Origin of the sequence: Clostridium aceticum (assembly GCF_001042715.1) — a bacterium.
In the GTDB taxonomy this organism is placed as follows: Bacteria; Bacillota; Clostridia; order Peptostreptococcales; family Natronincolaceae; genus Andreesenella; species Andreesenella acetica.
The window spans coordinates 3509096-3534563 of sequence record NZ_CP009687.1 but is presented as its reverse complement, the minus strand read 5'-3'; the positions used below and the strand labels follow the sequence as shown (position 1 = coordinate 3534563).

27 protein-coding genes and 1 riboswitch are annotated in these 25468 nt (G+C 35.1%); of the genes, 25 read left to right on the top strand and 2 right to left on the bottom strand.

From position 1 onward, the window contains the following. The first annotated feature begins 75 nt into the window (after positions 1–75). Entirely contained in the window at positions 76–1041 is a 966-nt protein-coding gene (locus tag CACET_RS16275; protein ID WP_044824217.1) for a 3'-5' exoribonuclease YhaM family protein, read from the top strand. A gap of 175 nt (positions 1042–1216) precedes the next feature. Here the strand turns inward: CACET_RS16275 and CACET_RS16270 are convergent, their stop codons facing one another. Continuing rightward, on the bottom strand, positions 1217–1390 hold the full coding sequence (locus tag CACET_RS16270; protein ID WP_044824216.1) for a hypothetical protein: 174 nt from the start codon (positions 1388–1390) through the stop codon (positions 1217–1219). A gap of 125 nt (positions 1391–1515) precedes the next feature. Here CACET_RS16270 and addB point away from each other — a divergent pair, with 125 nt between their 5' ends. The 17 genes from addB to CACET_RS16190 all read left to right on the top strand — a co-directional run bounded on the left by addB (position 1516) and on the right by CACET_RS16190 (position 19648). After that, positions 1516–4947: a helicase-exonuclease AddAB subunit AddB gene (addB, locus tag CACET_RS16265; RefSeq protein WP_044824215.1), complete on the top strand. Its 3432-nt coding sequence runs from the start codon at positions 1516–1518 to the stop codon at positions 4945–4947. After that, entirely contained in the window at positions 4910–8485 is a 3576-nt protein-coding gene (gene addA, locus CACET_RS16260; protein WP_044824214.1) for a helicase-exonuclease AddAB subunit AddA, read from the top strand. The genes addB and addA overlap by 38 nt, the downstream gene beginning before the upstream one ends. A gap of 150 nt (positions 8486–8635) precedes the next feature. Beyond that, positions 8636–8737, top strand: a riboswitch (purine riboswitch). Between the two features lie 120 nt (positions 8738–8857). Next, entirely contained in the window at positions 8858–9442 is a 585-nt protein-coding gene (locus tag CACET_RS16255; RefSeq protein WP_044824213.1) for a xanthine phosphoribosyltransferase, read from the top strand. Positions 9443–9549: 107 nt separating this feature from the next. After that, positions 9550–9999 carry a CBS domain-containing protein gene (locus CACET_RS16250; protein WP_044824212.1) on the top strand — a complete coding sequence of 150 codons (450 nt, stop codon included), beginning with the start codon at positions 9550–9552 and terminating at the stop codon, positions 9997–9999. Positions 10000–10364: 365 nt separating this feature from the next. Further along, positions 10365–10532, top strand: a complete 168-nt coding sequence (locus CACET_RS20615) for a hypothetical protein (RefSeq protein WP_158386115.1) — start codon at positions 10365–10367, stop codon at positions 10530–10532. Positions 10533–10544: 12 nt separating this feature from the next. Beyond that, the gene (locus CACET_RS16245) at positions 10545–10898 is read left to right on the top strand and encodes a hypothetical protein (RefSeq protein ID WP_044824211.1); all 354 of its coding nucleotides are present in this window, start codon (positions 10545–10547) and stop codon (positions 10896–10898) included. Between the two features lie 14 nt (positions 10899–10912). Next, on the top strand, positions 10913–11317 hold the full coding sequence (locus CACET_RS16240; RefSeq protein ID WP_044824210.1) for a hypothetical protein: 405 nt from the start codon (positions 10913–10915) through the stop codon (positions 11315–11317). 232 nt (positions 11318–11549) lie between these two features. Next, positions 11550–12062 carry a Na+/H+ antiporter subunit E gene (locus CACET_RS16235; RefSeq protein ID WP_044824209.1) on the top strand — a complete coding sequence of 171 codons (513 nt, stop codon included), beginning with the start codon at positions 11550–11552 and terminating at the stop codon, positions 12060–12062. 75 nt (positions 12063–12137) lie between these two features. Continuing rightward, on the top strand, positions 12138–12404 hold the full coding sequence (locus CACET_RS16230; RefSeq protein ID WP_044824208.1) for an MrpF/PhaF family protein: 267 nt from the start codon (positions 12138–12140) through the stop codon (positions 12402–12404). Between the two features lie 14 nt (positions 12405–12418). Continuing rightward, positions 12419–12712, top strand: coding sequence for a monovalent cation/H(+) antiporter subunit G (mnhG, locus tag CACET_RS16225; RefSeq protein ID WP_044824207.1), 294 nt, complete (start codon positions 12419–12421; stop codon positions 12710–12712). Between the two features lie 24 nt (positions 12713–12736). Further along, positions 12737–12976, top strand: a complete 240-nt coding sequence (locus CACET_RS16220) for a hydrogenase subunit MbhD domain-containing protein (protein ID WP_044824206.1) — start codon at positions 12737–12739, stop codon at positions 12974–12976. Further along, a complete protein-coding gene (locus CACET_RS16215) occupies positions 12973–13275 on the top strand; it encodes a Na(+)/H(+) antiporter subunit B (protein WP_044824205.1) in 303 nt (100 codons plus the stop codon). Before CACET_RS16220 ends, CACET_RS16215 begins: the two co-directional genes overlap by 4 nt. Continuing rightward, entirely contained in the window at positions 13275–13733 is a 459-nt protein-coding gene (locus CACET_RS16210) for an MnhB domain-containing protein (RefSeq protein WP_044824204.1), read from the top strand. Before CACET_RS16215 ends, CACET_RS16210 begins: the two co-directional genes overlap by 1 nt. After that, positions 13699–14085, top strand: coding sequence for a sodium:proton antiporter (locus tag CACET_RS16205; protein WP_044824203.1), 387 nt, complete (start codon positions 13699–13701; stop codon positions 14083–14085). Before CACET_RS16210 ends, CACET_RS16205 begins: the two co-directional genes overlap by 35 nt. Then, on the top strand, positions 14078–15571 hold the full coding sequence (locus CACET_RS16200) for a complex I subunit 5 family protein (protein WP_044824202.1): 1494 nt from the start codon (positions 14078–14080) through the stop codon (positions 15569–15571). Before CACET_RS16205 ends, CACET_RS16200 begins: the two co-directional genes overlap by 8 nt. A gap of 131 nt (positions 15572–15702) precedes the next feature. Beyond that, positions 15703–17754, top strand: coding sequence for a complex I subunit 5 family protein (locus tag CACET_RS16195; protein ID WP_044824201.1), 2052 nt, complete (start codon positions 15703–15705; stop codon positions 17752–17754). 61 nt (positions 17755–17815) lie between these two features. Continuing rightward, complete coding sequence (locus CACET_RS16190) at positions 17816–19648, top strand: complex I subunit 5 family protein (RefSeq protein WP_044824200.1); 1833 nt, start codon at positions 17816–17818, stop codon at positions 19646–19648. Between the two features lie 48 nt (positions 19649–19696). On the opposite strand, the gene CACET_RS16185 is transcribed toward CACET_RS16190, so the two are convergent. Beyond that, complete coding sequence (locus tag CACET_RS16185) at positions 19697–20686, bottom strand: hypothetical protein (protein ID WP_044824199.1); 990 nt, start codon at positions 20684–20686, stop codon at positions 19697–19699. A 443-nt stretch (positions 20687–21129) separates the two neighbouring features. Here CACET_RS16185 and CACET_RS16180 point away from each other — a divergent pair, with 443 nt between their 5' ends. The 7 genes from CACET_RS16180 to CACET_RS16150 all read left to right on the top strand — a co-directional run bounded on the left by CACET_RS16180 (position 21130) and on the right by CACET_RS16150 (position 25444). Continuing rightward, positions 21130–21753 carry a hypothetical protein gene (locus CACET_RS16180; protein ID WP_044824198.1) on the top strand — a complete coding sequence of 208 codons (624 nt, stop codon included), beginning with the start codon at positions 21130–21132 and terminating at the stop codon, positions 21751–21753. 21 nt (positions 21754–21774) lie between these two features. Beyond that, the gene (gene acpS, locus CACET_RS16175; protein ID WP_044824344.1) at positions 21775–22143 is read left to right on the top strand and encodes a holo-ACP synthase; all 369 of its coding nucleotides are present in this window, start codon (positions 21775–21777) and stop codon (positions 22141–22143) included. A 33-nt stretch (positions 22144–22176) separates the two neighbouring features. Continuing rightward, positions 22177–22806: a LolA family protein gene (locus tag CACET_RS16170; protein ID WP_044824197.1), complete on the top strand. Its 630-nt coding sequence runs from the start codon at positions 22177–22179 to the stop codon at positions 22804–22806. A gap of 37 nt (positions 22807–22843) precedes the next feature. After that, positions 22844–24016: an alanine racemase gene (gene alr, locus CACET_RS16165; protein ID WP_044824196.1), complete on the top strand. Its 1173-nt coding sequence runs from the start codon at positions 22844–22846 to the stop codon at positions 24014–24016. A 153-nt stretch (positions 24017–24169) separates the two neighbouring features. Beyond that, a complete protein-coding gene (locus CACET_RS16160; RefSeq protein ID WP_044824195.1) occupies positions 24170–24445 on the top strand; it encodes a CopG family ribbon-helix-helix protein in 276 nt (91 codons plus the stop codon). A 1-nt stretch (position 24446) separates the two neighbouring features. Further along, the gene (locus CACET_RS16155; RefSeq protein WP_044824194.1) at positions 24447–24797 is read left to right on the top strand and encodes a type II toxin-antitoxin system PemK/MazF family toxin; all 351 of its coding nucleotides are present in this window, start codon (positions 24447–24449) and stop codon (positions 24795–24797) included. 155 nt (positions 24798–24952) lie between these two features. Further along, entirely contained in the window at positions 24953–25444 is a 492-nt protein-coding gene (locus tag CACET_RS16150) for a hypothetical protein (protein WP_052661304.1), read from the top strand. The last annotated feature ends 24 nt before the right edge of the window (positions 25445–25468 follow it).

Here is a 25468-nt window from a genome sequence, read left to right as displayed (position 1 = left end):
TATTATTTAAAAGGAAAGAAGAGGGAAAAATAGAATGTAAATATATGATGTAGAAAAGAAAGTGGGGAGATGTTTATGTATATTAAACAATTAAAAGATCTATCTTCAAAACTATTGAATGAAACCATAGAGGCAGTAGTATTACTATCAGAGGTTAAAGTAAAAACCACAAAAACAGATAAAAAGTATGCGGATATTATTATACAAGATGCATCTAGGATGATGGAAGCCAAGTATTGGGATTATGAAGAAAATCAAGAAAAGTTTAAAAGTTTTCAGCCCCATGAGATTGTTCAGATACAAGGACAGGTGGGGGAGTATGGAGGACAGTTGCAATTAACCATCAGAAATATTGAAAGGGCTAGTAGTGATAAAGTATCTATAAAGGATCTTATTCCTACTAGTCCTTGGGAATTTGAAAGTATGAAAAAAGGTTTAGAGTACTTTCAGAATAGAATAGAAACCCCTCATTTGAAAGAGCTTATAGACAAAATGATCTTTTCAGCAGAGTACTATGAAAAGTTTTGTACTTATCCAGCCGCTAGAAAAGTACATCATAACTTCTATCGCGGTCTATTACATCATACCCTTGAGGTATTAAAACTTGTGAATACAGTGGCTAATACCAAAAAATTGTCACAACATCAAACCGATAGATTATTTGTTATGACAATGCTGCATGATTGGGGGAAAATGATGGAATACAAAGCATTGCCAGAGCTAGGATTGACGGAGAAGGGGATGATGATTGGGCACATTTTTTTAGGCGCTCACTATACATTGAATGCTATTCATGAGATAAACGATTTTCCTGAAGAAGATAAACTGGTGATACTTAATGGCATATTAGGACATCATGGAAGCCTAGAGTTCGGTTCGCCAGTTTTGCCTAAGACGGTAGAAGCACAAATACTACATCAAGCAGATAAAATGTCAGGTGATGTAGAAAGTATTTTATCTTTTATAAAGGAAGATGCAGAAGAGGAAGAAAATTTTACAAAAAGACTATGGAATATGGGTACAGAATATTATAAAAAATAGAGAAGAAACCTAGTGAGACCACTGAAAAAGTTATTTTGTCATCCTGAGCGTTAGTGAAGGATCTTAATTATATTGAAAACATAAGATTCTTCAACTTTGTTTCAGAATGACAAACAAAAAACTATAGTTTTTCAGTGGTCTTAAACCTAGTCTTCTCTATTTTTAAAAAGTATTTCTAGTGATCTCGGTGTTCTATCAGATCAATAGCACCTAAAACCACATGTGCTAATCCAAAGCCTATGATGCCGGCTGCTACAATCGGCTGTACTTTTTTCTTAGACATAATTGTTCCTGTTGCAGTAACCGCTGTACCTAAAACAGTTGGGATCAATCCTTCTTGCATCTTCATAAAATCCCTCCTTAAAATTTTGGATAGCAGTATTAGTATGCTATCAAACTTTTATTATTATTTCATTTAATAAGTAGGAAAAATGTAAAATTTTTCAAGAATATTATACAAAAGAGGTGAAACAAATGGGTATAACCTATATTACTGGCAGGGCGGGAACTGGTAAAAGTTTTTATGTGTTAACTCAAATCAAAGAGAGACTACAACAACAAGTAAAACATCCCTTGATTTTAATTACTCCAGAACAATTTACCCTACAGGCAGAGAGGGATTTGATAGAAAAACAACAGCTAGATGGTATCCTACAGGCGGAAGTACTAAGCTTTACAAGGCTTGCCCACAGGGTTTTTAATGAAGTTGGAGGATTGACAAAGGTGCCTGTAAATACAGTGGGAAAGAGCATGATCATAAAAAAAATACTGGATGAAAAGGGCAGTCTTCTAACGGTTTATAAGAATACCTCAAAACAGGAGGGATTTATAGGGAAATTAAATGATATGATCTGTGAATTAAAACAATATGATATTAGTCCTTTGGACTTAAATAGAGCTACAGATGAAATCCAAGAGGATAGTATTCTAAAAATGAAGTTATCGGATATCGCTTTGATTTATCATGAGTTTTCTAGATATTTAGAAAATCGATATGTGGATAATGAAGATCACTTAAACTTATTTATGGAGAATATTGAGAAGGCTGGGTTTTTGGAGGAGGCAGAGATATGGATCGATGGCTTTCATGTTTTTACCCCCCAAACCCTAAAAATCATTGAAAAATTACTACTAAAGGCAAGAGAAGTACATATTACATTTACATTAGAGTTGAGGGGAAAAGAAAGGGAAAAGGATTTGTTTCAAGTTCCTGAAAATACTCATTTAAAAATAAAAAAGATAGCCCATCAATTAAATATTGAAGAGAAGGTAGTGAACTTAGACCTTCACAAAAGACAAGAGATGGGAAAAACCAAGGAGATTGCCCATATAGAGGAAGAATTTTTTTCCTATCCTTACCGTCAATTTACTAAGAAAGTAGAAAATATAAAGGTTTTTGCTGGATTGAATCCCTATACAGAGGTGGAGCATATTGCTGCAGAAATTATAGCTTTAGTAAGGGAGAGGGGTTATAGGTTTAAGGATATTGCAGTAGTTTCAGGGGACTTCGAAGGGTATAGTGGTATAATAAAAAGAGTTTTTGAGGAATATGATATTCCGTACTTTATCGATGAAAAAAGAAGCATCATGAACAATCCTATTATTGAGTTCATTTTAGCAGCATTAGAAACAACGCTGAAAAATTATCAATATAGAGAAATGTTTAGACTAATGAAGACAGGCTTTACTGATCTAACGAAGGAAGAACAGGAAATTCTCGAAAATTATGTGCTGCGATACGGAATTAGGGGTGATCAGTGGCTACAGCCCTTTAACAAGGGAGAAGATGAAGAAAAGCTTTTATGGCTTAATGAGATGAGAGAAAAGCTTATAGAACCTTTGAATAAGTTTCATAAAAAACTAAAAAAAGATAAGACTTCTCAAGAAATAACCAAGGCATTCTTTACTTTCCTACAGGAAATGAAAATTGAAGAAAAGTTAGAAAAATGGATTAAGGTATTAAAAGAAAAAGAAAGATTTGATTATGTCAATGAAAATACCCAAATCTGGAATACCGTTATGGAGATTTTTGACCAAATCTATGAAATATTAGATGAGAGCAAAATTTCTGTAAAAAAGTATTATAGGATATTAGAGTCTGGTTTTTCTGCCTGTGAGATCGGTGTAATTCCCTCCACCATTGATCAAGTATTGGTAGGAAATATAGACCGTTCTAGAAGTCACGATATCAAAGCCCTCTTTGTAGCAGCGGTGAATGATGGTATCTTACCCTCTCTGCAAGAGGAGGAGGGGATTTTCTTAGATCATGAAAGAAAAGCTTTAGAAGCTGCTGGTATGGAGTTAAGTGCCAGCGGGGAAACAAAATTGTTTCAACAAAATTTTTCTATCTACTCTGCCTTTACAAAGCCCCAGGAATATTTATGGATCAGCTTCGCTGTAGGGGATGAAGAAGGTAGGGCAAAGAGACCTTCTATACTAATCGATCGTTTCAAAAAAGTATTTCCACAGCTTGTGGTAGAAGGAGATATTATAAATACCTTAGAAAATCAGTTGCATTTGGTGGCTGCTCCCACCAGTACCTTTAAATACTTAGCAGAGAATCTACGTTTACATGTAGAAGATAAACCTATGGAGGATTTATGGTGGGATATTTATCACTGGTATGATCATCAACCCTATTGGCAGGGAAAAAAAGATATGATGATCGAAGGGCTTTTTCATGAAAATCAAGTGAGATATATAGATAAAGGAAGAGTAAGAGGTCTATATGACAGCAGCCCTATTAAAACCAGCGTATCAAGATTAGAAACTTTTGTGAAGTGCCCCTTCGCTCATTTTATTAACTATGGGCTAAAACCTAAGGAAAGAAAAGAGTATGCTTTAAGGACTCCGGATGTTGGGAAGCTGTTTCATGACTCTATGGAAAAGTTTGCAAAGCTTACAAAGGAAAAAAAGATCAACTGGTTGGATATGGGGCAAGTAGAAAGTGATGCAATGATGGAGGAAATCATGCAGCAACTAGCAAAGGATTTTGAACATGGAGTGATGCTAAGCACCCATCGCTATAAGTATTTAATCAATCGCTTGACCCGTATTAGCAAAAAAGCTTTATGGACTTTGGTGCAGCATATTAAAAAGGGGGATTTTATTCCTTATGACCATGAAGTTATTTTTGGCGAAGGTTATACCATTCCTGGGATTATCATAGAGCTGGATGATGGGGAAAAAATTATCCTTGAAGGAAGAATCGATCGGGTAGATATTTTAGAGGATGAAGAAGGTAACTACTTCAAAGTCATTGATTATAAATCCGGCAACAAGGAATTTAATTTATCAGACGTTTACTATGGTATTCAGTTGCAGCTGATGGTTTATCTAGAGGCAGTGATGGCCTTAAAAAATCAATGGAGAAAAGGTAAAAACTATCCAGCGGGAGTTTTTTATTTTAAGATTGACGATCCTATGGTAAAAACAACAGATAAGGCAGTTGAAAAAATAGAAAAGGAAATAAACAAAGCGTTTAAAATGAAGGGTCTGGTTTTAAAGGACTTAAAAGTAATTAAAGGCATGGATAATGAAATTGAAAAATATTCTGATGTTATTCCTGTATCCTTGAATCAAGATGAAACGGTGGGAAAAAAATCTGCTGTAGCTACAGAAGAAGATTTTAGAAATTTAATGATTCATGTGAAAAATATTATGAAGGAAATTGGCAAAGAGATTTTAAAAGGTAATATTGAAATCCAGCCCTGCAAAAATGGGAAACAAGTATCTTGTCAATATTGTGATTATGGAGGAATTTGCCAGTTTGATACTGTGTTTCGTGATAATCATTACAAAAACATAAAAGCTCTAACTTCAGAGGAAGTATTAGAAAAACTACGACAAGGAAAGGAGGAGATGCAGAATGAGACAATGGACGAGGGAACAGAAAGCAGCGATTGAAGCTCGAGGAAGTAATCTTTTAATTGCAGCAGCTGCTGGTTCTGGAAAAACGGCGGTATTAGTAGAACGGATTATTAAAATTATTTTGCAGGACAAGATGGATATAGACAAGCTATTGATTGTGACCTTTACCAATGCTGCGGCAGGAGAGATGCGGGAGAGAATTGCTGATGCTATCGTAAAGGAATTGGAGAAAAAAAATGATAATGAAGAACACTTGAGAAGACAAATGACTTTGTTAAACAAAGCCTCCATCATGACGGTACATGCCTTTTGTATAGAAGTAGTAAAAAAACACTTCCATTTCATTGATATTGACCCTACTTTTCGTATCGGGGATATAACGGAAATAGATATTTTGCAATTAGAAGCCTTAGAAGAGTTACTAGAAGAAGAATATGAAAAAAACAATGACACTTTTATTGAATTGGTAGAGGCATTTGGTGGCACAAAAGAGGATGAACCTCTACAAAATTTGATTTTAAAGATATATCGCTTTATACAAAGCCAGCCTAAGCCATATCAGTGGCTAAGAGAGAAGGCAGAAGCTTTCCATGTAGATTTAGAAAATTTTGAGCAAACCCCATGGGTAGATACCATGAAGGAAAGTATTTTCATGGGTCTAAAGGCAGCATTAGATTTGCTAAAAGAGGCGGAAGAAATCTGTAATAAACCACAGGGACCTTATAAATATTTAGAGGCGATTCAAGATGACCTTAGGCAAATAGAAGGTTTAAAACAGAGTTTGAGAGAAGGAATTAGAATATTTTATAGAGATATTGAGGGCTTTAAACATAAGAGTTTCAGCAGAGGAAAGCAAGAGGTAGATGAAGTTCTCAAAGAAGCTGTAAAGGACTTGAGAGATAAAAGCAAAGATATTATAAAAACCATTAAAAAAGATGTTTTTCTCCTCAGTCCTGAGGAATATGTAGAAGATCTAAAGGCATTGCATCCTTTAATGATTTATTTATATGACATGGTGGTAAGTTTTGAAAAAATTTATGGGGAGAAAAAAAGAGAACGGGGAATTGTTGACTTTAACGATTTAGAACACTATGCCCTAGAAATTTTGGAAAATGAGAAGGCAGCAAGAGAATATCGTGATAGATTTCAATATATTTTTATAGACGAATATCAAGATAGTAATATTGTGCAGGAAACCTTGATTGGCTTTATAAAAAGAGAAGATAATCTATTTATGGTGGGGGATGTAAAACAAAGCATATATCGATTTAGATTAGCAGATCCAACCCTATTTATTGATAAATATGAAGCCTATCAGTTAGAAGAAGACGCTCTTTACAGAAAGATTCATTTAGCTAAGAATTTCAGGAGTAGGGGAGAAATTTTAGACGGAGTGAATTTCATCTTTCATCATATTATGTCTAAGGCGCTAGGGGAAATTGATTATAATGAAGAAGCTTACCTTTATCAAGGGGGAAACTTTGAAGCTATTGAGGATGCCTCCATCGAAGTAAATATCATAGAGAAGGACTTTGAGACAGAAGAGGAACTAGAGGAGGAATTAGAGGAATTAGAAGATATAGAAGTAGAAGCTGCACTGGTGGCTAAAAGAATTAGAGAATTATTGAAGGAGAAGATTTACGACCCTGAAGAGAAGCGATATAGGAATGTCATCTATAAAGATATTGTAATACTGATGAGAACAACACAAAATTGGGCACAAACCTTTTTAGAAACCCTGACAGCTGAAAATATCCCCGTTTATGCGGATGTTAATGCTGGCTATTTTGAAGCAGTGGAAATCAGTATGTTTATGAACCTGCTGAAGATCATTGATAATAAAAGACAAGATCTCCCTTTATTGAGTGTTATGCGATCCCCCATAGGTAAGTTTACTGTGGAGGAGCTAATCGAAATAAGGATCTGTCGAAAGGAAGTTAGCTTTTTTGACGCATTACTAACCTATATAGAAAGTTATGAAAACTCTTTAACCATAAAAATAAAGGGTTTTCTAGCTGATCTATCCCGATGGGCAGATGAGGCACGATTTATGAAAACAAATGAATTGATATGGAAACTTTTTATAGATACAGGTTACTTTTATTATGTGGGAGCTATGCCGGGGGGGAAACAAAAACAAGCAAACCTTAGGTTATTATTAAATCGTGCGAGTCAGTTTGAGAAAACTTCTGTTAAAGGACTCTTTGGTTTTATAAAATTTATAGAAAAATTAGAAAGCAGCAAAGGCGACATGGGCGTAGCAAAAGTGCTGGGAGAAAAGGATAATGTAGTGCGGATTATGAGTGTCCATAAAAGCAAAGGTTTAGAATTTCCAGTAGTGATATTGGCAGGAATGGGAAAGAATTTTAATTTAAGGGACGTTCATGCTGATTTACTCCTGCATAAGGATTTGGGATTAGGGCCTAAGTTTACCGATATAAAGCTAAGGACCTATAGAGATACTATAGCAAAGTTAGCAATGAAGAATAAAATTAAAATTGAAAGTTTATCAGAGGAAATGAGGATTTTGTATGTAGCCTTGACAAGAGCCGTAGATAAGCTGATTTTAGTAGGGTCTACTAAAAAGCTTTCTAAACAGGTGGAAAAGTGGAGTAAAAACATGAATACCTATATGCTAACCTCTGCTAGAAATTATTTAGATTGGATAGGCATGGTGTTGACAAAACATCCAAAGGGAGAGGCTTTAAGAGAAAGAGCAGAAATAAAGATGGATATGAATAAGTTGCTTGAGGATAAAGCTAAATTTACAGTTCACTTATTGAGTCGTAAAGACATTGGTATAGAGAAGCTGGAAAAAACAGATAGACAAGAAGAAATAAAGGAAAAATTAAGAAATTATCATGGTGAGGACCTGACACCCTATAAAAATAAAATAGATCATATTCTTAACTGGAAGTATCCACACATAGCAGCTACTACAATCCCCTCCAAACTATCAGTTTCAGAGATTAAAAAGTCCAAAGTGGCTGCGATGGAGAAGATGGGATACAAGATTCCTACTTTAGTAAGAAAGCCTAAGTTTTTGGAGAGTACAAAAAACTTTACAGCAGCCGAGCTGGGAACGATCCTACATTTTGTATTACAGCATTTAGATTTAAGGGAAATAGAAAAAAACAATAATATAAAAGAACAGCTTCAATGGATGGTGGCTAAGGAGCTTTTAACAGAAGAGGAATCTTTGACAGTTGATGTTGAAAAGATTGGAAACTACTTCGATAGTGAACTGGGCAGAAGGATGTTAAAGGCTGAAAAAGTTTACAGAGAAGTTCCCTTTAACATTAAGAAAAAGGCAAAAGATGTTATAGAAGGATTAGAGGAATGTGAAGAAACCCTGTTGGTACAGGGGGTGATCGACTGTTACTTTCAAGAGGAAGATAGACTGGTGTTGGTAGATTATAAGAGTGACAGGGTTGTAAACACTTGTGAGGAAATTAAGAAAAAGTATGAGGTGCAATTGGAACTCTATCGAGAAGCATTAGAAAAAATTACAGGAAAAAATATTAAGGAGAGTTATCTGTATTTATTTGATAGAGATGAAGCGGTAAAACTCTAGTAGGAATTTTTGGATTTGCTTGATTTCTTTTAATAAATAAGCTACAATAAACTATACTTGGGAAGGGACACGTCTTGTGACGGAAACTTCTTTAAGTAAGCTAAGTTGAAAAATTAATGAATGTATATATGTTATTTTATTAAAATTTATAGACGTATGTTTATAGATTCTCGTATAATTATGGAGATAGGGTCCATCAGTTTCTACCAGACTACCGTAAATGGTCTGACTACGGGAGATTTATTTCGATGTTAGGGCAACATTGTTGCCTTTTAACATCTTGCTAAGTAAATCTATTCTAAGACCCGTAGAAACTTTCTGCGGGCTTTTTCTTTATGTAACGACAGGACAATTGTGAGAAGGAGGAAAACAATGGAGTTATTAAAAAAGAAGATCATAGAAGATGGTAGAATCTTAGAAGGAAATATTTTAAAGGTAGATAACTTTCTAAACCACCAACTGGATATTGGGTTATTAAATGAAATAGGAAAGGAATTTAAAAAAATCTTTTCACATAAAAAGATTACCAAAATACTGACAGCAGAGGTTTCAGGAATTGCAATAGCAGCAATAGCAGCACAGTATTTTGATGTACCGGTTGTTTTTGCTAAAAAAACAGAATCTAAAAACTTGGATCAAGAAACCTATGAAGGCAGCGTATACTCCTATACAAAGGGAAAATATTATAAAATCAGGGTTTCGAAACGATATATTAGTAAAGAAGATCATATACTAATCATTGATGATTTTTTAGCGAATGGACAAGCTATATTAGGTTTAAAGGAAGTCGTGGATGCTTCAGGTGCCAACTTAGTCGCAGCAGGGGTTGTGATTGAAAAGGGATTTCAAGAAGGTGGGAAAATTCTAAGGGAAGCAAATCTAGAGGTCCATGCCCTTGCTACCATTGACGCTATGGTGAATGGTAAAGTAGTTTTTAGAAACCATGAACAGTATTGATGTGATATAGTTGTATACGGTTTATGAATAAAATATTTGAAAAAACTTTTAAAATAAGAGAAAAAGGGTATTTTATATATTAAGAAAGTTGATAGGGTGGTGATAGCATGTTGGCTAAGGACATTATGACAAAAGAAGTAATTACCGTAAAAAAAGAGGATACAGTTGAAGATGTGATAAAACTTTTGTTAGAACATAATATCAGTGGTGTACCAGTGGTAAATGAAGAAAATAATGTAGTAGGGATGATTACGGAAGGGGATCTAATTTATCGTAGCAAAGAACTTCATATTCCTGCTTACTTTACTTTGCTAGACAGTTATATCTTCTTAGAGAATCCTAAAACGCTAGAAGTGCAAATAAAAAAAATGGCTGGTTATCTGGTGAAGGATGTTATGACGGAGAAGGTGATTGTAGTAGACCAGGAAGAAACCATGGAAGAAATTGCCACCATTATGGTAAAAAAGAAAATCAACAGAGTTCCTGTGGTGAAGGACCATCAATTGGTAGGAATTGTAAGTAGAAGGGACATTATTAGAGCTTATGCAGGCCAGTAAATAGGGCCTAATTAGGCTCTATTTTTTATTAGCATGTCCATACTAAGTTATATTGCACTTGATTTTGTACATAGATTATAGTATATTAGAGTTAAACATAATAAAAATCATAACAAATTAATAATGTTTGTGAAAATTTCCATCAGAAAGAGACTGAATTTTCTACGAAATATGAAGCTGGAGACACATATCCGCTTTTTTTTATGAAAGAATGATAAATAAATAACAAACTTTTCAGAAAATAGACAAAAAATTTTTTATTCCAGTAGACTTCCTAGTTGATAACGTTTCTATAAAAAAGGCCTTAATAAAAATATTATATAAAAAGGCATTAAAAACTAATTTAATTTAAGGGAGAGGGTTTTATGGTTAGAAAAATGTTTTGGTTGGCAGCGTATGTGGCAACAGGGGTAAGTATGATGGGGGCAGGCGTAGTTAGAAGTGAAAACACACTAAACGTAGTTATTTTATTGGCGGCAGCGATTTTTTTTGTGATTGCTCTAACTGGACATTTCAAAGAATTAAGTAAATAGGGGGGAAGGAAAATGGATAAAAACAAGATATATACAATGATATGTACCTGTATAGGGGCAACGATTACATGGTATATCAATCATAAGATGGGTTATGGTCCTATTGTTGCTAATGGCTTAGTAGGGGTATTGGCGGCAATCTTGTTACCAGCTCCTCTTGCAGCGGCTACTTATATTGCTTCCTTCGTTGGAATGTCTGGTTTCGCAGTATTATCTTCCCCTATGGCTGCAGCAATAGGTGGTATTATAAACGGTATAGTACTTATTTTTTCAGGGGAAGTTTATGCAGGCATTGGTGGTAAAGGCGGGACTACAGCGGCTATGTCTGTGCAGGTTACAAGAGCAATTATGAATTTATTTGTTTAGGGGGTTGAAGATCAATGGACAAATTAGTAATTATATTGGTTTCTATAGCGGCAGCTTTGATAACATATTATATAAGTATTACTATGAATAAGGGAGCAGTGTTTGGTTCAGCCATTGTGACTTTGGTTGCAGGTTTTATTTTTCCTCATTTCTTTCCGGATAAAGGTGCTACATTAGCTGCAGTGGCTACATGTGCTTCTTATGCAGGTATGGTGGCTGTAGGAAAATTCCCTAAAATCCAAGAGATGGTAGCTGTGGGTTTTCTAGCTGGTATTATTTTTATTGCTACCACAACTGCTTTTGTAGGTGTAGGAGGAAGACTAGGAACCATCGCAGCTGTAGCAGGATTATCTTGGCTAGGCATTAAAAAGCTTTATGGTATGACAGCAGTCCAACAAAAAGAGGGCATGGTAGAATAATTTTGCACTTCTTCTAACGTAGTAAATCTAACGTAGTAAAACAAAGTAAATAAAAAATTTTTTAAGGATGGGAGATTATAGAAACATAATCGCTCATCCTTAAAACATGTAGAAATTTTTTAGATTCCGTGGTATAATAGCTAATTAGAACAAATCTCTTTGGAATCTTTTGAAACATTCAAGAGGTTTACATAAGAGGTTAAAAATTAAACAAGATTAGAGGTGAAATAGAATGAAGGAAAAGGATTCATGGTTAGCAAAAAAGAATGTCTATTTGTTTTTACCTTTGTTTTTCTTTTGGTTAATATTATCTCCTAAGATCACTGTAGAATCTATTGCTGTAGGTGCAGTTGTCTGTTTAATGGTGGTAATGTACTCCAAAGAAATTGCCTTTTCAGAGAAGGAAATGCCGCTATATTACCTGAAAAAACTAATGACTTTTTTAAGATTTATACTGACACTTATAGTAGAGATAGTAAAGGCCAATATAGATGTAGCATTAATTGTATTAAATCCATCATTACCCATAAGTCCCTGTTTTGTCAAGGTACCTATGATGCTTAAAAACGATGTAGCTAAAGTAATTTATGGTAATGCAGTAACTTTAACTCCGGGAACATTAACCGTTGATGTTGAAGAAGATGGATTTGTTATACATGCGTTAACAAAGGAAGCTGCTGAAGGAATGACAGATTCAATCTTAGAGCACTATTGTTGCCTACTGGATGATAAGACCACTGGTTAGTAGCAAGAAAGTAGTTGAGGATTTAAGCCATAGGATTTTTAAAGGACATGTGAGAAAATTAGAGGAGGATATCAAATGAGGATGTTAGCCTTTAGTGGGGCGACTATTTTTCTAGCAATTTTAACGTTTGCTTGTTTATATCGAGCCTATGTAGGGCCTACTCCTACAGATCGAGTTATTTCAATCAATGTAATTTCTACAAAAATAACCACGATCATAGCTTTGTTAGCAATATTGACAGGAGAGGATACCTTCATAGATGTAGCTCTAGTATATGCAATGATAGGATTTATTATGACGGTTTGCGTTTCAAAATATGTAGAAAAAGGAAAATTATTTTAAAGGGGTGAGTACTGATGGAACTATTCGTTGATATAATCATGATATTATTAATAATAGGAGGTTGTTTTTTCCTTCTAGTAGGAACTTTGGGACTCATCAGGATGCCTGACGCCTTCTGTCGTATGCATGCTACAACAAAGAGCGATACCTTAGGAGCAGGTTTGATTTTATTAGCTTTGATGATACATGAGGGTCTTAGTTTGACAGCAGTTAAGTTGGTGATCGTAATTGGTTTTATTTGGGTTACTAGTCCTACAGCAGCTCACATTATTGCCAAGGCTGAGTTGAAAAAGGGAAAAACATCATAGGCTTTTTAGAAAGAGGTGGAGCATATGGAAGTTCTAAATATTGTACTGATTATTTTTCTAATTGGTTGTGCTATTGCAGTAGAAAGAACAAAGGATTTATTATCAGCTGTTATTATCTTTGGTGCCTACAGCTTAACAATGGCTATTTTATGGTTGATCCTTAGAGCACCGGATATCGCCTTAACCGAGGCAGCTATTGGGGCAGGGGCTACAACTATTCTCCTAATCGCTACCATTAGTAGGACAAGGAGGTCAGAAAAATGAAAAAGCTATTCACTATATTTGTGTTAATAGGTTTATTAGTGATTATGATTACTGGTATGTTGGAAATGCCACCTATAGGAAATATAAATAACCCAAGTTACAACGAAGTAGCGACTTACTATGTGGACAACTCTATTGACGATACGAAAAGTCCTAATACGGTTACCGCTGTCTTAAAATACTATAGGGGTGCAGATACTTTACTGGAGGCAGGCGTACTTTTTACTTCTATTGTAGCAGTGCTGTCAGTATTAAGAGGAAATGAAACCTCAACACACAAAAAAGAAGGTGAAGCATAATGGATGATTTGATTGTAAAAACCATTACAAGAATCGTAATGCCGTTTATTTATCTTTATGGGATGTATGTTATTTTACACGGTAGTATTTCCCCAGGTGGAGGATTTGCAGGAGGGGCTATTGTTGCCTCAGCTGTTGTTTTATATACGATCGTGTTTGGGATAGAAAAGGCAGAGGTTAAAATGCCTGATAAAATTTTCAAGCGAAAAGTTGAAGGATTACTATGCTTTGCATTCATGGCCTTTGTAGTCATCTTTATGGGGTATGATGTGCATAAGCTTAGGGAAGCAGGAGCTTACATGCTTCGGGTAGGGGAACCTGTTAAAGCAGGACTACTTTCATTAGTAACTATTGGGATAGGTATGAAGGTGGCAGTTACTTTAATCACCCTCTTTCATACATTTATTAAGGAGGATAAATTCAGTGGAGATATTACAAGCGATAATAGACCGCACTAATTATATTGGTGCTGCAATTTTATTTGTAATAGGGCTATATACTGTACTGACACATCCTAATCTTCTAAAAAAAGTAATTGGGATCAATGTTATGGAAACAGCTGTGTTTTTATTAATGGTTTCAGTAGGATATGTTGCAGGAGGAAATTCACCGATATTTGGATTGGTAAAGGAACAAACAACAGAACTTTATGTTAATCCATTACCTACTGCCATGATCCTAACGGGAATTGTTGTAGCCGTTAGTATAACAGCTTACTCGCTTAGTTTAATTGTAAAAATATATGAAGCCTATGGGACCATCGAATTAGATGAGATTATGGAGTTAAGGAGTGAGCAGGCCAATGGATAGTATGCAATTTCCTTTATATATGTTGCTCCTATTATTAATGGCAGCAGTGGTTATACCAGTGATGACGAAGGATTTCGATGGTAAGTCTAAGGCAACAATTTTAGGCACTTTAGCCATCGTATGGGGCATGGCGGTATATTTGCTGGTGGATGTGTTTCAAAATGGAGCTCGCCTTTATAACATTGGTAATTGGAGTGCAAAAATTGGTATTCAGTTCAATATCGATGAATTTTCAACTTTTATGGTGTTCTTTATTATATCTTTAGCAATATTAATTGTTGTTTATTCTATTAAAGATATTGAGCATGAAATATATCCAAAACAAATTGCTGGATATTACAGCTTAGTTTTTTTACTGTTATTGGGAATGGTTGGTATTACCTTTACAAATGATTTATTTAACACCTATGTATTTATGGAGATTTTAGCCATTACATCCTGTGCTATTATTTCTATTAAACGTAAGAAACAAAATTATATGGCAGCCTTTAGATACTTGATTTTAAACACTTTAGGTTCACTCTCCTTCTTGTTTGGTCTTGCATTACTTTATATGGTAACAGGATACTTAAACATGGGAGAAATTTATAGAGTTATGGGAGAAGTGTGGCAATTTTATCCAAGGAACTTATTACTGGCTTTAGGTTTAATGCTAACTGGCTTAGGAATCAAAGCAGCAGTTTTTCCCTTGCATATTTGGCTACCAGACGCCCACTCTTCAGCACCTACCCCTTCAAGTGCCTTATTATCGGGGTTGGTAGTAAAAGTGTATATCTTTGTTGCTATGAAACTGTTATTTAGAGTCATAGGATTACCTATTGTTCAAGCAATATCAATTCCACAATTCATCACTTATTTTGCAGCTGTAGGTATGATTATGGGTTCTGTGTTTGCCATAGGACAGAAGGATATCAAACGGTTGTTGGCCTACTCTAGTGTGGCTCAAATAGGGTATATTTTTCTAGGAATTGGCTTAGCAACGGCTCAAGGGTTTTCAGCAGCATTATTTCATGTGATTACCCATGCATTGATGAAATCTGCTCTATTCTTAAGTGCAGGTGCCATCATTTACAAAACAGGTAAGCGAGATATTAGGGATTTAGAGGGGATAGGCTATGAAATGCCTATAACCATGCTGGTATTTACCACAGGTGCTCTAGGTATGATTGGGATTCCAGGATTGAACGGGTTTATGAGCAAGTGGTACCTGAGTTTTGCTACGTTAGAAGCTGGTAAAATAGTTTATTTGATTGTAATCTTAATCAGTAGTTTCTTAAACGCTGTTTATTATTTACCAATCATCATTAGTGCTTTCTTAAAAGAAGATAAAGAAAGAAAAAATGCCAGTGAAATGGTATGGGATAAACTACCAAAAGCAATGACAGTTCCTATGATTATCATAGCAGCATTATGTGTCATCATTGGTTTCTTCCCACAAATTGTAATGAACTTTGTAGAACAAGCTGTAGTAACATTTTTATATTAATAGGAAGTGATAAACAAAATCATAGGATTTGTGTTCATTCATTCCTTTAAATAATATAATATATTATAATTTTTAAGGTTTTATCGGAATAAAGTATAGTAAAAGATTAAATTTAATGGAGGCGCATTAAAATGAAAGCGACAGAGTCGGTTAAGAAAAATGGTGGCTTTCAGAAAGGCCTAAAAGATTCTCTAAAAAAGCATCCTTTAGACTATTTCTGCATCAACAGTATTTTAATGTTTTTAATTACAATAGTATGTGTTTTTGCTTTTGTAATTTCAACAAAGATGGAGGGCAATAGTTTACAAAAACTTATAAGAATTGGACCGGAGTTTCTTCGAACGGTAACAGGATTTAAGGCACTACCTGTAGCAGTGATCTTGTTTTCCTTATTAGCAGGACCGATAGAAGCGTTTTTAGGAAAAAGATCTGAAAACTTACGGGATTCTACAGTAGTAGATAACAGCTTTATCAGTTTTATATTAGTTTTGGCAATGTATCCGCAGGTAGCTCAAGGAAGTATTCACTACACTTTGAACGGATGGTTTGGATATGGATTGACTTTTCATGTAGACATGTTGAGCTTTCTTATGGCGGCAACTGCAGGTATACTTTGGTTCTTAGTAAGTATTTATGCTCATGATTACATGGGAATAGAGCAGCACCGAAACCGTTTTTATCTTTGGATGTCTGTAACCCTTGGCGGTATTTTAGGAACCGTTATGGCGGGAGACCTTTTGACAATGTTTTTATTCTTTGAATTGATGACCTTCAGTTCCTATATGCTGGTGGCCCATAATCAATCAAAGGAGTCCATCTTAGCTGGAAATAGCTATATTTATATGGGCGTAAGCGGTGGGTTATGTATTCTGTTGGGTATGATTTTATTGGTTGCCCATACAAATACATTAGAATTTGTACCTTTAGCCTCGGCATTACAGGACTTAGGGTGGATAAAGTATTTAATTACGATTCTTTTTGTTGCGGGTTTTGGTATAAAGGCGGGTATGCTTCCTTTGCATATTTGGCTGCCTAAAGCTCATCCGGTAGCGCCTACTCCTGCCAGTGCACTTCTGTCGGGAATCTTGATTAAAGTAGGAGCTTATGGAATCTTAAGGGTAGCTACTAGTTTCTTCGTACCTAGTATAGAGGAGGTAAGTGGCTATAAAGATCCATTATGGGAGGTATCTCAAAAACTAGGAGGCCTCATTATTTGGGTAGGGATCATAACGATGGTTGTAGGAGTTTTTATGGCACTACAGCAAAGTAATATGAAAAAAATGTTGGCCTACCACAGTATTAGCCAAATGGGCTATATCATTATGGGGATAGGTGTAGCTGCATATCTGGGTTACAAAGGAGCTATGGGATTTTCAGGAAGCATATATCATATTATTAATCATGCATTGTTCAAGGCACTGCTATTTATGGCAGTAGGCCTAGTATATATGAGAACCCACGAGTTAGATATGTATAAACTTGGAGGATTATGGAAAAAAATGCCTTTTACGGCCTTTGTTACAATTATTGCCGCATTAGGAATCACTGGGATGCCAGGATTTAACGGCTTTGCCAGTAAGTCTATACTTCATCATGCTATCATTGAAGCCTATGAGTATGGTCACCATTCCTTTAAATATGCAGAAGTTCTCTTCACCATTGTGAGTGCAGGAACCGTGTGCTCTTTTATAAAACTATTTAGTTATGTATTTTTAGGAAAATGTCCTGATAAGTATAAGGATATAGAGGGAGAAAAAGGTATGATGGATATGTCTATGGCGGGGTTAGCCCTCCTGATTGTTTTCATCGGTCAATCTCCCAGTTATATATTAAATCAGTTTATTATACCGGCGACTAGGAGTTTGACCTACGACCCTGGTTTTATAGATAAATATCTTGTAGATATGAAGTTTTTTAACGGTCACGATATGATTGGTATGGTGTGGGTTTACCTATTGGGTATAGCTATATTTGTACTAGGTAAAAAATATCACCTATTCCATCTTCATTTACCAAAATGGTTAAGTGTTGAAAACACTATCTATAAACCGTTGTATAAAGGAGTTTTAAATGTATCTCATAGCATTACAAATCGCTATGAAATAGCGATGATTAAGAGTGATGTAATGATTTATACAATTATTTTGGCAACAACACTGTTTTTATTGACGAGATTTGGTTAATTAAATATAGGGGGCCTTCGGGTTCCCCTTGGTTTACTCATACAAGAGAGGAGGACAAAGAATGGATATAGGCGCGGCAGTTGTACGAATGGGCTTACCCTTCTTGGTGGCGGGATTTGCTATTTTGGAAATATTAATCATACCATTCACAGGTGAAAGAGGTGCAAAAGTTAGAAGAAACGTTGTCAAAGCCTTTATGTTTCTGACTACGGTTTTTGTAGCTTTGACCTATCGACAGCTATTAGAGGGGCCAGTAGTTTATGAGATTGGTAGTGTCTTTCAAACGGGTGTTATCTTAAAAATAGATCTATTTAATTATCTTTTTATCCTATTGGCGGGCGTGTTGTGGTTGGTGATCGGTTTTTACAGTCTAGAGGAATTAAATTACTTTTTCTATACAATCACCTATATTTCCACGATAGGAACCTTAATGGCAGGGGATTTAATAAGCTTTTTCTTGTTCTTTGAAATGATGACTTTTAGTTCCTATTTCTTAATGGTATATCATAGAGGGGACGAGCAGTTAGAGGCGGGAAATGTTTATATCTATATGGGTATTATTGGTGGTTTGTGTATTTTAAGTGGTATTCTTATGTTATCAGCTTATACTGGTACTTTTGAATGGACAAATCTTGCTGTTCAATTTACTGAAATGAACTATATAAAATATATTATTGCAGCTTTTTTAATCGTTGGATTTGGTATTAAAGCTGCTATGTTTCCCTTCCACTTTTGGGTTCCTAAAATCTATGCAGGAGCACCAATTTCTGTAAATGCATTATCTTCAGGTATATTAATGAAGGTAGGGGCTTATGGTATGTTGAAGGTAATGGCTGTTGTTTTTTCTCCAGATTTAAGCAATATAACAGCTGCCAGTGATTTAATATGGCAGGTTTCTAAACATGCTGGTGTTGTGATCATATGGCTTGGAATTTTAACAATGTTAATAGGTGTATTTATGGCACTACAGCAGGGAAATATGAAGAAAATGCTGGCCTACCATAGTGTAAGTCAAATGGGTTATGTAATTATGGGGATTGGTGTAGCAGCTTATTTAGGATATAAAGGTCCTATGGGTTTCATTGGCAGTGTTTATCATATGCTGAATCATTCTCTGTTTAAGGTATTGCTTTTCATGGTGGCAGGTCTTGTATACATGAGAACGAAGGAATTAAATATGTATGAACTTGGTGGGTTGTGGAGAAAAATGCCAATAACTGCACTTCTATGTTTAATAGCAGCCCTTGGTATTACAGGGATGCCAGGATTTAACGGTTTTGCCAGCAAATCTATACTGCATCATGCGATTATTGAGGCTTACGAATATGGTCACCCTTCATTTAAATATGCAGAGTTGTTTTTTAAGCTGGTTAGTGCGGGAACAGTTTGCTCCTTTATTAAGTTCTTCTCTTATATTTTTCTAGGAGATATGAAGGAAAAATATAAGGATATAGAAGGTGATCACCGTAGAATGAACATAGCTATGGCAGTATTAGCTGTTTTCATTGTTGTTATAGGATTAAGACCGTCTATGTTATTAGACAGATTGTTTATACCGACAGTAGGTGCATTTTCCTATAGTCCTGAGTTCGTGGAAAAGTATATTGTGGGCATGAATTTTTGGAACGCTTCCGACTTAGTAGGCATGATTGGCGTCTATACATTGGGCTTTGGTATGTTTATCATAGGTTCTAAATACCATCTATTCCACTTACACTTACCTCGTTGGGCAAATACAGAGGCCTATGTGTATACCCCTGTGACTACCATTGTCGACAAGGTGCCTAACTACTGTGTGAAGGAATATGAGCACAAAATTATTTTTGGTGATGTATTTATTTATGCTATTCTTCTGACGGTTATATTAGCATTTTTGCTATTTACGGGATTTTAATTAGATAAAAAACTATAGAATAAATAGAGCCACTTGCAGTGGCTCTATTTATTCTTCTACATGACTTTTATAAGTATCTTCCATAAGAGCAGTATTTTTTAAAACAATAGCACCGTCTGTTCGTACTAAGTTAAAATTCTGTAGCTTTATTTGATTTTCTAAATCTTCAATAGAAAGGTCAAACTTCTGAAGATCTTGAGCAGCACCTTTCTCCAATAACTCTGCCTGTAATCCATTCTTTATTTCCTTCACCTTATCAATATGTTCTTGCGCTTGACCATACTCATCAATAGACGCATGAAGGAGACTATGACGAATATGATATCTTATTTTGAAGACTTGACCTGGAACCTTAGATGTAAAAGCATTTCTAAAATCAGCCAGATACATAGTAAGCTCATTAAGAGAAAGAAGACTTTCTATAGCTTTTTCCTCCATTACTTCTAAGGAAGCTGTTGTTAAAGTGTGTTCAAAGGCTTCAATTTGATCTTGTGGGGCATTAACATCTCGCAAATCCGCTTCCAGTACATTCCATTTTCTATGCAGGTTTTGGACTTGATCATTTATCTGAAACCAAATTTCTTCTATTTCTTCAGGAGGGCCTTCGATTTCAGCAGTGGCACCTTCTATATCCTCTTCTTCTAGTAGAGGAATGAGCACTGTAGTTTTCTCAATAAACCTTGTGATATCTTCACCGCCTACTTCATCACTACCTGGAGGTTGTTCTATCTTTGCCTCTGTTTCTAGACCTCCTTCTGTTTCTAGTTGAATTTGGGCCTCTCCATCGGATGGAGGTTCTTGAGCTTCTTTCTCAGAAATCGCTACTTGTATACCTTCAATAGAGTCAATATCATACATAAGCGTTAGGATTTGTGTATACATTTCATCTAATACCGTTGGAACTTCGGGAGGCTTATTTTGACCTTCTTTTTGTTGTGGTCGTTGGGGGTTGATATTACAAGCTGATAAAGACATAATGAGTATCGACAATATTAATAATAAGAGATAAAATTTTCTTATAGAGTTTTTCTTCGTCATTGTATCACCTCTTCAGTATTTTTTCCATAATCCTATAAAACATAACAAAAAAATCATAGAGAAGTTGTACAAATCAAAAAAACAAATAAAGGTTAGTAAAATCCTACTAAGGAACTAGAAGGAATCTATGAGAAAATACCGAATAAAACTATAATACAGAAATATAGATATACTTTTTTAAAACTAAGTTTTAATATACACGGTCTATGGTTTCGCCCAAAACTGCGGGCTGCAAATGCAGTTCTTAGTATATTAAAATTTATGAGCGTATGTCTATATAAACTTCATTACCGTTAGCTTAAACCATAATTTGTCATCCTTCGTTATTCCAAGATCCTTCGCTACGCCCAGTATGACAGTTCGAGGAAATTTTGGAAATAATTGTATTGAGTTGACATCGATGATATAAACTTAGAATGATTCTACCAGAAAAGAGGATTGTCATGTTTTTTAAAAAAACTGTAAATATTAACATAGATGAAAAAATCATTAAGAAAAATCGTATACCTATCTTAATAAAAGATAAACAATGGAAGCAAATTATGGAAAGTAACAGGACTAGAACCATACAGATGGCAGCAAAGAAGTTAGAGGACTTAGTGGATAAAGAAAAACTATTAGTAAAGCAACTAAGTATTCTGGAACAAAACAAAAAGAAATTAATGAACAAAATCTTGCATTTATCCGATTTGCTAAATACGCAGGGACAGGAAAATGTTATAGAAGAACTGGAAGACTGCAAAGAAGAGATTAGTAAGATTAATGATGAGGTTAATGTCATTACAGAGACTTTAGACCTGCATCGTATAAATATTGAAGAAACAAACCTGCATTTGTTAAAGGAAACGGTTAAGATTGCTTATAAAAATATCAAGGTTAGTGATAGCAAGCTATTAGGAATTAATAAAGAAATTGAAGGGTTAAGAGTAAAATTAGGAGATTTAAGAGATGAGAAACTAGAAGTAGAGCAAAGGATTGATGTACTATACTCTTTTTTACATATGATGATGGGGCACGAAGAAATGGAAAAGTTGGACCTATATTATTCAACCACAATAGAAGACTGAAGTGGGGGAGGAATGGAACCTATGATTAAAGGATTAGGCATAGATATTATAGAAATTCATCGTATTGAAGAGGCTGTAAGGAGAAACCCAAGATTTTTAAAGAGAGTGTTTACACAGGAAGAAATAATTTTATTTGAAGAAAGAAGTAATCACCCCTCCACCATTGCAGGTTTTTTTGCTGCTAAGGAAGCAACTGTAAAGGCACTAGGTACGGGAATTCGAGGATTAGCATGGTGTGATATTGAAGTCAAGAAGGATGCACTGGGAAAGCCCTTAATAAAATTGCATAATAATGCTCTTAAAGTTGCATATAGTAAAGATATAAAGGAAATATGGATATCTATATCTCACAGCAGACTTTACGCTGTGGCTCAAGCTATAGCTTTATGATTTTACTTTATGTAACAGAAGGAGGAAGTGTTGATGAAGTATTGGAAGGTTGTCTTTATAATAATTGGGACGATTTATTGTCTAAGTGCCTGTCGACAGCCTACCGATGAAGAAATGTACTATAAAGCACAGCAGAAGATTAGTAGTATAGAAAGTTATCAGTGCACTGCTAAAATTTATATAGACAATGGAAAAGAAGAAGTAGAATATATTTTTCAACAAACTTTTAAAGCCCCCAATCTATATAGGCTAGAAGTGACAGCGCCATCTACACTCCAGGGCAACTTGACAATCTATAATGGGAAAACAGCTTGGGTATATCACCCTTCTATAAATCAAGTTTGGAAGATAGATAATTTTAACCAATCTCAAGAACAGATGATGTTCATAGGACATTTTCTAAAGAATTATATGACATCGAAGGAGTCCATCTACGAAAAAGAAACGTTAGAAGGAAGGGAGTATTTTGTATTCTCTGCAACAATTCCAGGAGGTACCCATTATTTTAGTCAACAAAAACTATGGGTAGATAAAATAGAGATGATACCTCAAAAATTATATATCTATGATGGAAAAGGAAATATACGTTTTAGGGTGTATTACGAAGATTTTATTTATAACCCTGTATTAGAGGAAGAACTATTTCATTTATCTCGACCGTAAATATATAACTACTCTCTAAACTAGGAGGCATTGGTAGATGTTAACAAAAGATAAATTAAGGCCTGTGTGGGCGGAAGTTAATTTAGATAACTTAAAGCATAATATTCAAGAAGTTAGCCGTGTGGTTAAACAAGATACGTTAGTATGTGCTGTTATCAAGGCGGACGGTTATGGACATGGGGCAACTGTGATTGCAAAAACTCTTTTAGAAAACGGTGCTGATCGACTGGCAGTGGCTACCTTATCAGAGGCTATAGAATTAAGAAGAGCAGGTTACCAGGTCCCCTTGATGGTATTGGGATATACAAAAGAAACTCAGGGAGAAGATTTATTGGAATATAATATTATTCAAACGATTTACTCGTATGAGCAGGCAGCTGCTTTCTCACAGCTGGCACTTAAAAAGGGTAAAGAATTGGTATTACACTTAAAGATTGATACAGGGATGGGAAGGTTAGGGTTTCAAGTAGAAGAAGAATCCGTAAAGGAAATTAAAAAGATTTTTCAACTGCCTAACATAAAAATAGAAGGTATTTTCACTCATTTTGCTGTCGCAGATGAGAAGGATAAAACTTTTACTTATCATCAGTTTCAGAGATTTATGTATTTGGTGGATCGGTTAGAAAAGGAAAGGTGTTCTATTCCTATTAAACATGTGTCTAATAGTGCCGCTATCATCGATTTGCCAGAAATGAATCTAGATATGGTCAGGGCTGGTATCATGCTATATGGCTTATATCCTTCATCAGAAGTAAATAAAGAAGCTGTTCATCTAAGACAAGTCATGGAATTAAAGAGCAAAGTTGCCCACGTAAAACATCTGCCCTCTGATCGAGGAGTAAGTTATGGATTAACCTATAAAACAAAAGGAGAAAGAAAAATCATTACTTTGCCAATAGGTTATGCCGATGGTTTTACAAGAATGTTAAGTCATAAGGCAGAAATTACAGTAAAGGGAAAAAAACTCCCGATTGTAGGCAGAATTTGCATGGACCAATGTATGGCGGATGCTACAGGTGTAGATATAAATAGAGATGATGAGGTATGTTTATTTAGCAGTGATCAAAGCAGTGGCAATACAATCGATGATGTGGCTCAAAAACTGGGAACCATTAATTATGAGATTGTATGTATGGTAGGAAAGAGAGTACCGAGACTGTATATGGAAAATAATAACACTGTCTATATAAGAGACCATTTGTTATTATAGTATAGAATGTTTTTTTTAGTGCTTGTATAATTTTATAGTAACATTGACACACTTATAATAAATAATATATAATGGTTTATATAGATAGGGTATATAAACTGGACGACATATGTATATACCATTAAAATTCTTGATAAGTTCCGGAGGTGCAAAATGGCTGATTCTAAAAGGATAATGATTAGTCTTCCTGAAAGTCTTCTTAAAGAAGTGGATTATATAGTTTCTATGGAAGAAACAAATAGAAGTGAATTTGTCAGGGAAGCCATGAAACTATATATAAGGGAAAAAAACAAAGTCAAATTAAGAGAGAAAATGAAAAAGGGCTATCAAGAAATGGCTTCAATAAATTTAACATTGGCGGAGGTAGGGTTAAGTCTAGATGTATCCTCCCTAGAAGATTATGAGGCAGAAATAGCGGAGTGTGAGTAAATTGGTTGTAAAAAGAGGCGACATATATTATGCAGACTTAAGCCCTGTTATAGGATCTGAGCAGGGAGGAACTAGACCTGTTTTAGTTGTACAAAATGATATAGGTAATCGGTATAGTCCTACAGTGATTATTGCTGCTATTACATCTCAAATCAACAAAGCAAAACTCCCTACCCATGTAGAAATTGCGGCCTCAGATTATGGATTAACAAAGGATTCAGTCATATTATTGGAGCAAATTAGAACCATTGATAAGAGAAGACTAGAAGAAAAAATAGGCCACTTAGATGATGAAATGATGATTAAGGTGAGTGAAGCACTTTTAATTAGCCTAGGATTAGTGGACTTCTAAAGACTTAAGAAACGAAGACTTAAGTCTTTTTACATGCCCTTTACTAAGCACCTTTTAAGAGAAAGGTAAGGTGCTATAGAACTTCCATTACAGAAAAATCTATAGTATAATAGTAAAACAATGACTTTTAGTGAATAAACAAGGGGGATGAAAAAGTGAAAAAAACATCAGTATCTTTAATCATGCTTATCATTGCTTTAGCAATTATTGGACAAGTTGTCTATGCCAACAGTAAGGAGCCAGGCTCTAGTGAAGATCCTATTGTTACATTATCCTATGTGGAACAGAGAATACAACAATTAAGAGTGTACATAGATGATAAAGTTTCATCTTCCCCAAGTCCTCAACCGCAGCCAAGTGACCAAACTTCGGACACAGCAAAAATAGACATTGTTTTTTTAAAGACAGGCGAGAGGCTGATTGCTGAAGAAGGTACGGAAATTATTTTGAGAGGCGGAACAGCGGTGGCGATTGACAGTCCCAGCGGTGGTCTAGCAAATGTAACTGTAGGAAGAGACATTCAAAATAACCAAGCAATCCTTGCTAATAATTTACACATTGTACCAAAGAGTGATGGCAGAGGTGTTCGTGCCACAAATGATCATGTAGTCTTGATGGTGAGGGGCAGCTATAAAATAGAAAGATAGTTATTAGCATAACTCAAGTTATTT

Coding starts and splice junctions, on each gene's coding strand:
- CACET_RS16270 (WP_044824216.1), bottom strand. CDS start 1,390: ATGAAGATGCAAGAAGGATTGATCCCAACTGTTTTAGGTACAGCGGTT.
- addA (WP_044824214.1), top strand. CDS start 4,910: ATGAGACAATGGACGAGGGAACAGAAAGCAGCGATTGAAGCTCGAGGA.
- CACET_RS16185 (WP_044824199.1), bottom strand. CDS start 20,686: ATGACGAAGAAAAACTCTATAAGAAAATTTTATCTCTTATTATTAATA.
- CACET_RS16250 (WP_044824212.1), top strand. CDS start 9,550: ATGTTGGCTAAGGACATTATGACAAAAGAAGTAATTACCGTAAAAAAA.
- addB (WP_044824215.1), top strand. CDS start 1,516: ATGGGTATAACCTATATTACTGGCAGGGCGGGAACTGGTAAAAGTTTT.
- CACET_RS16230 (WP_044824208.1), top strand. CDS start 12,138: ATGAGGATGTTAGCCTTTAGTGGGGCGACTATTTTTCTAGCAATTTTA.
- acpS (WP_044824344.1), top strand. CDS start 21,775: ATGATTAAAGGATTAGGCATAGATATTATAGAAATTCATCGTATTGAA.
- CACET_RS16240 (WP_044824210.1), top strand. CDS start 10,913: ATGGACAAATTAGTAATTATATTGGTTTCTATAGCGGCAGCTTTGATA.
- alr (WP_044824196.1), top strand. CDS start 22,844: ATGTTAACAAAAGATAAATTAAGGCCTGTGTGGGCGGAAGTTAATTTA.
- CACET_RS16210 (WP_044824204.1), top strand. CDS start 13,275: ATGGATGATTTGATTGTAAAAACCATTACAAGAATCGTAATGCCGTTT.
- mnhG (WP_044824207.1), top strand. CDS start 12,419: ATGGAACTATTCGTTGATATAATCATGATATTATTAATAATAGGAGGT.
- CACET_RS16220 (WP_044824206.1), top strand. CDS start 12,737: ATGGAAGTTCTAAATATTGTACTGATTATTTTTCTAATTGGTTGTGCT.
- CACET_RS16215 (WP_044824205.1), top strand. CDS start 12,973: ATGAAAAAGCTATTCACTATATTTGTGTTAATAGGTTTATTAGTGATT.
- CACET_RS16255 (WP_044824213.1), top strand. CDS start 8,858: ATGGAGTTATTAAAAAAGAAGATCATAGAAGATGGTAGAATCTTAGAA.
- CACET_RS16180 (WP_044824198.1), top strand. CDS start 21,130: ATGTTTTTTAAAAAAACTGTAAATATTAACATAGATGAAAAAATCATT.
- CACET_RS16160 (WP_044824195.1), top strand. CDS start 24,170: ATGGCTGATTCTAAAAGGATAATGATTAGTCTTCCTGAAAGTCTTCTT.
- CACET_RS16235 (WP_044824209.1), top strand. CDS start 11,550: ATGAAGGAAAAGGATTCATGGTTAGCAAAAAAGAATGTCTATTTGTTT.
- CACET_RS16190 (WP_044824200.1), top strand. CDS start 17,816: ATGGATATAGGCGCGGCAGTTGTACGAATGGGCTTACCCTTCTTGGTG.
- CACET_RS20615 (WP_158386115.1), top strand. CDS start 10,365: ATGGTTAGAAAAATGTTTTGGTTGGCAGCGTATGTGGCAACAGGGGTA.
- CACET_RS16195 (WP_044824201.1), top strand. CDS start 15,703: ATGAAAGCGACAGAGTCGGTTAAGAAAAATGGTGGCTTTCAGAAAGGC.
- CACET_RS16245 (WP_044824211.1), top strand. CDS start 10,545: ATGGATAAAAACAAGATATATACAATGATATGTACCTGTATAGGGGCA.
- CACET_RS16200 (WP_044824202.1), top strand. CDS start 14,078: ATGGATAGTATGCAATTTCCTTTATATATGTTGCTCCTATTATTAATG.
- CACET_RS16170 (WP_044824197.1), top strand. CDS start 22,177: ATGAAGTATTGGAAGGTTGTCTTTATAATAATTGGGACGATTTATTGT.
- CACET_RS16275 (WP_044824217.1), top strand. CDS start 76: ATGTATATTAAACAATTAAAAGATCTATCTTCAAAACTATTGAATGAA.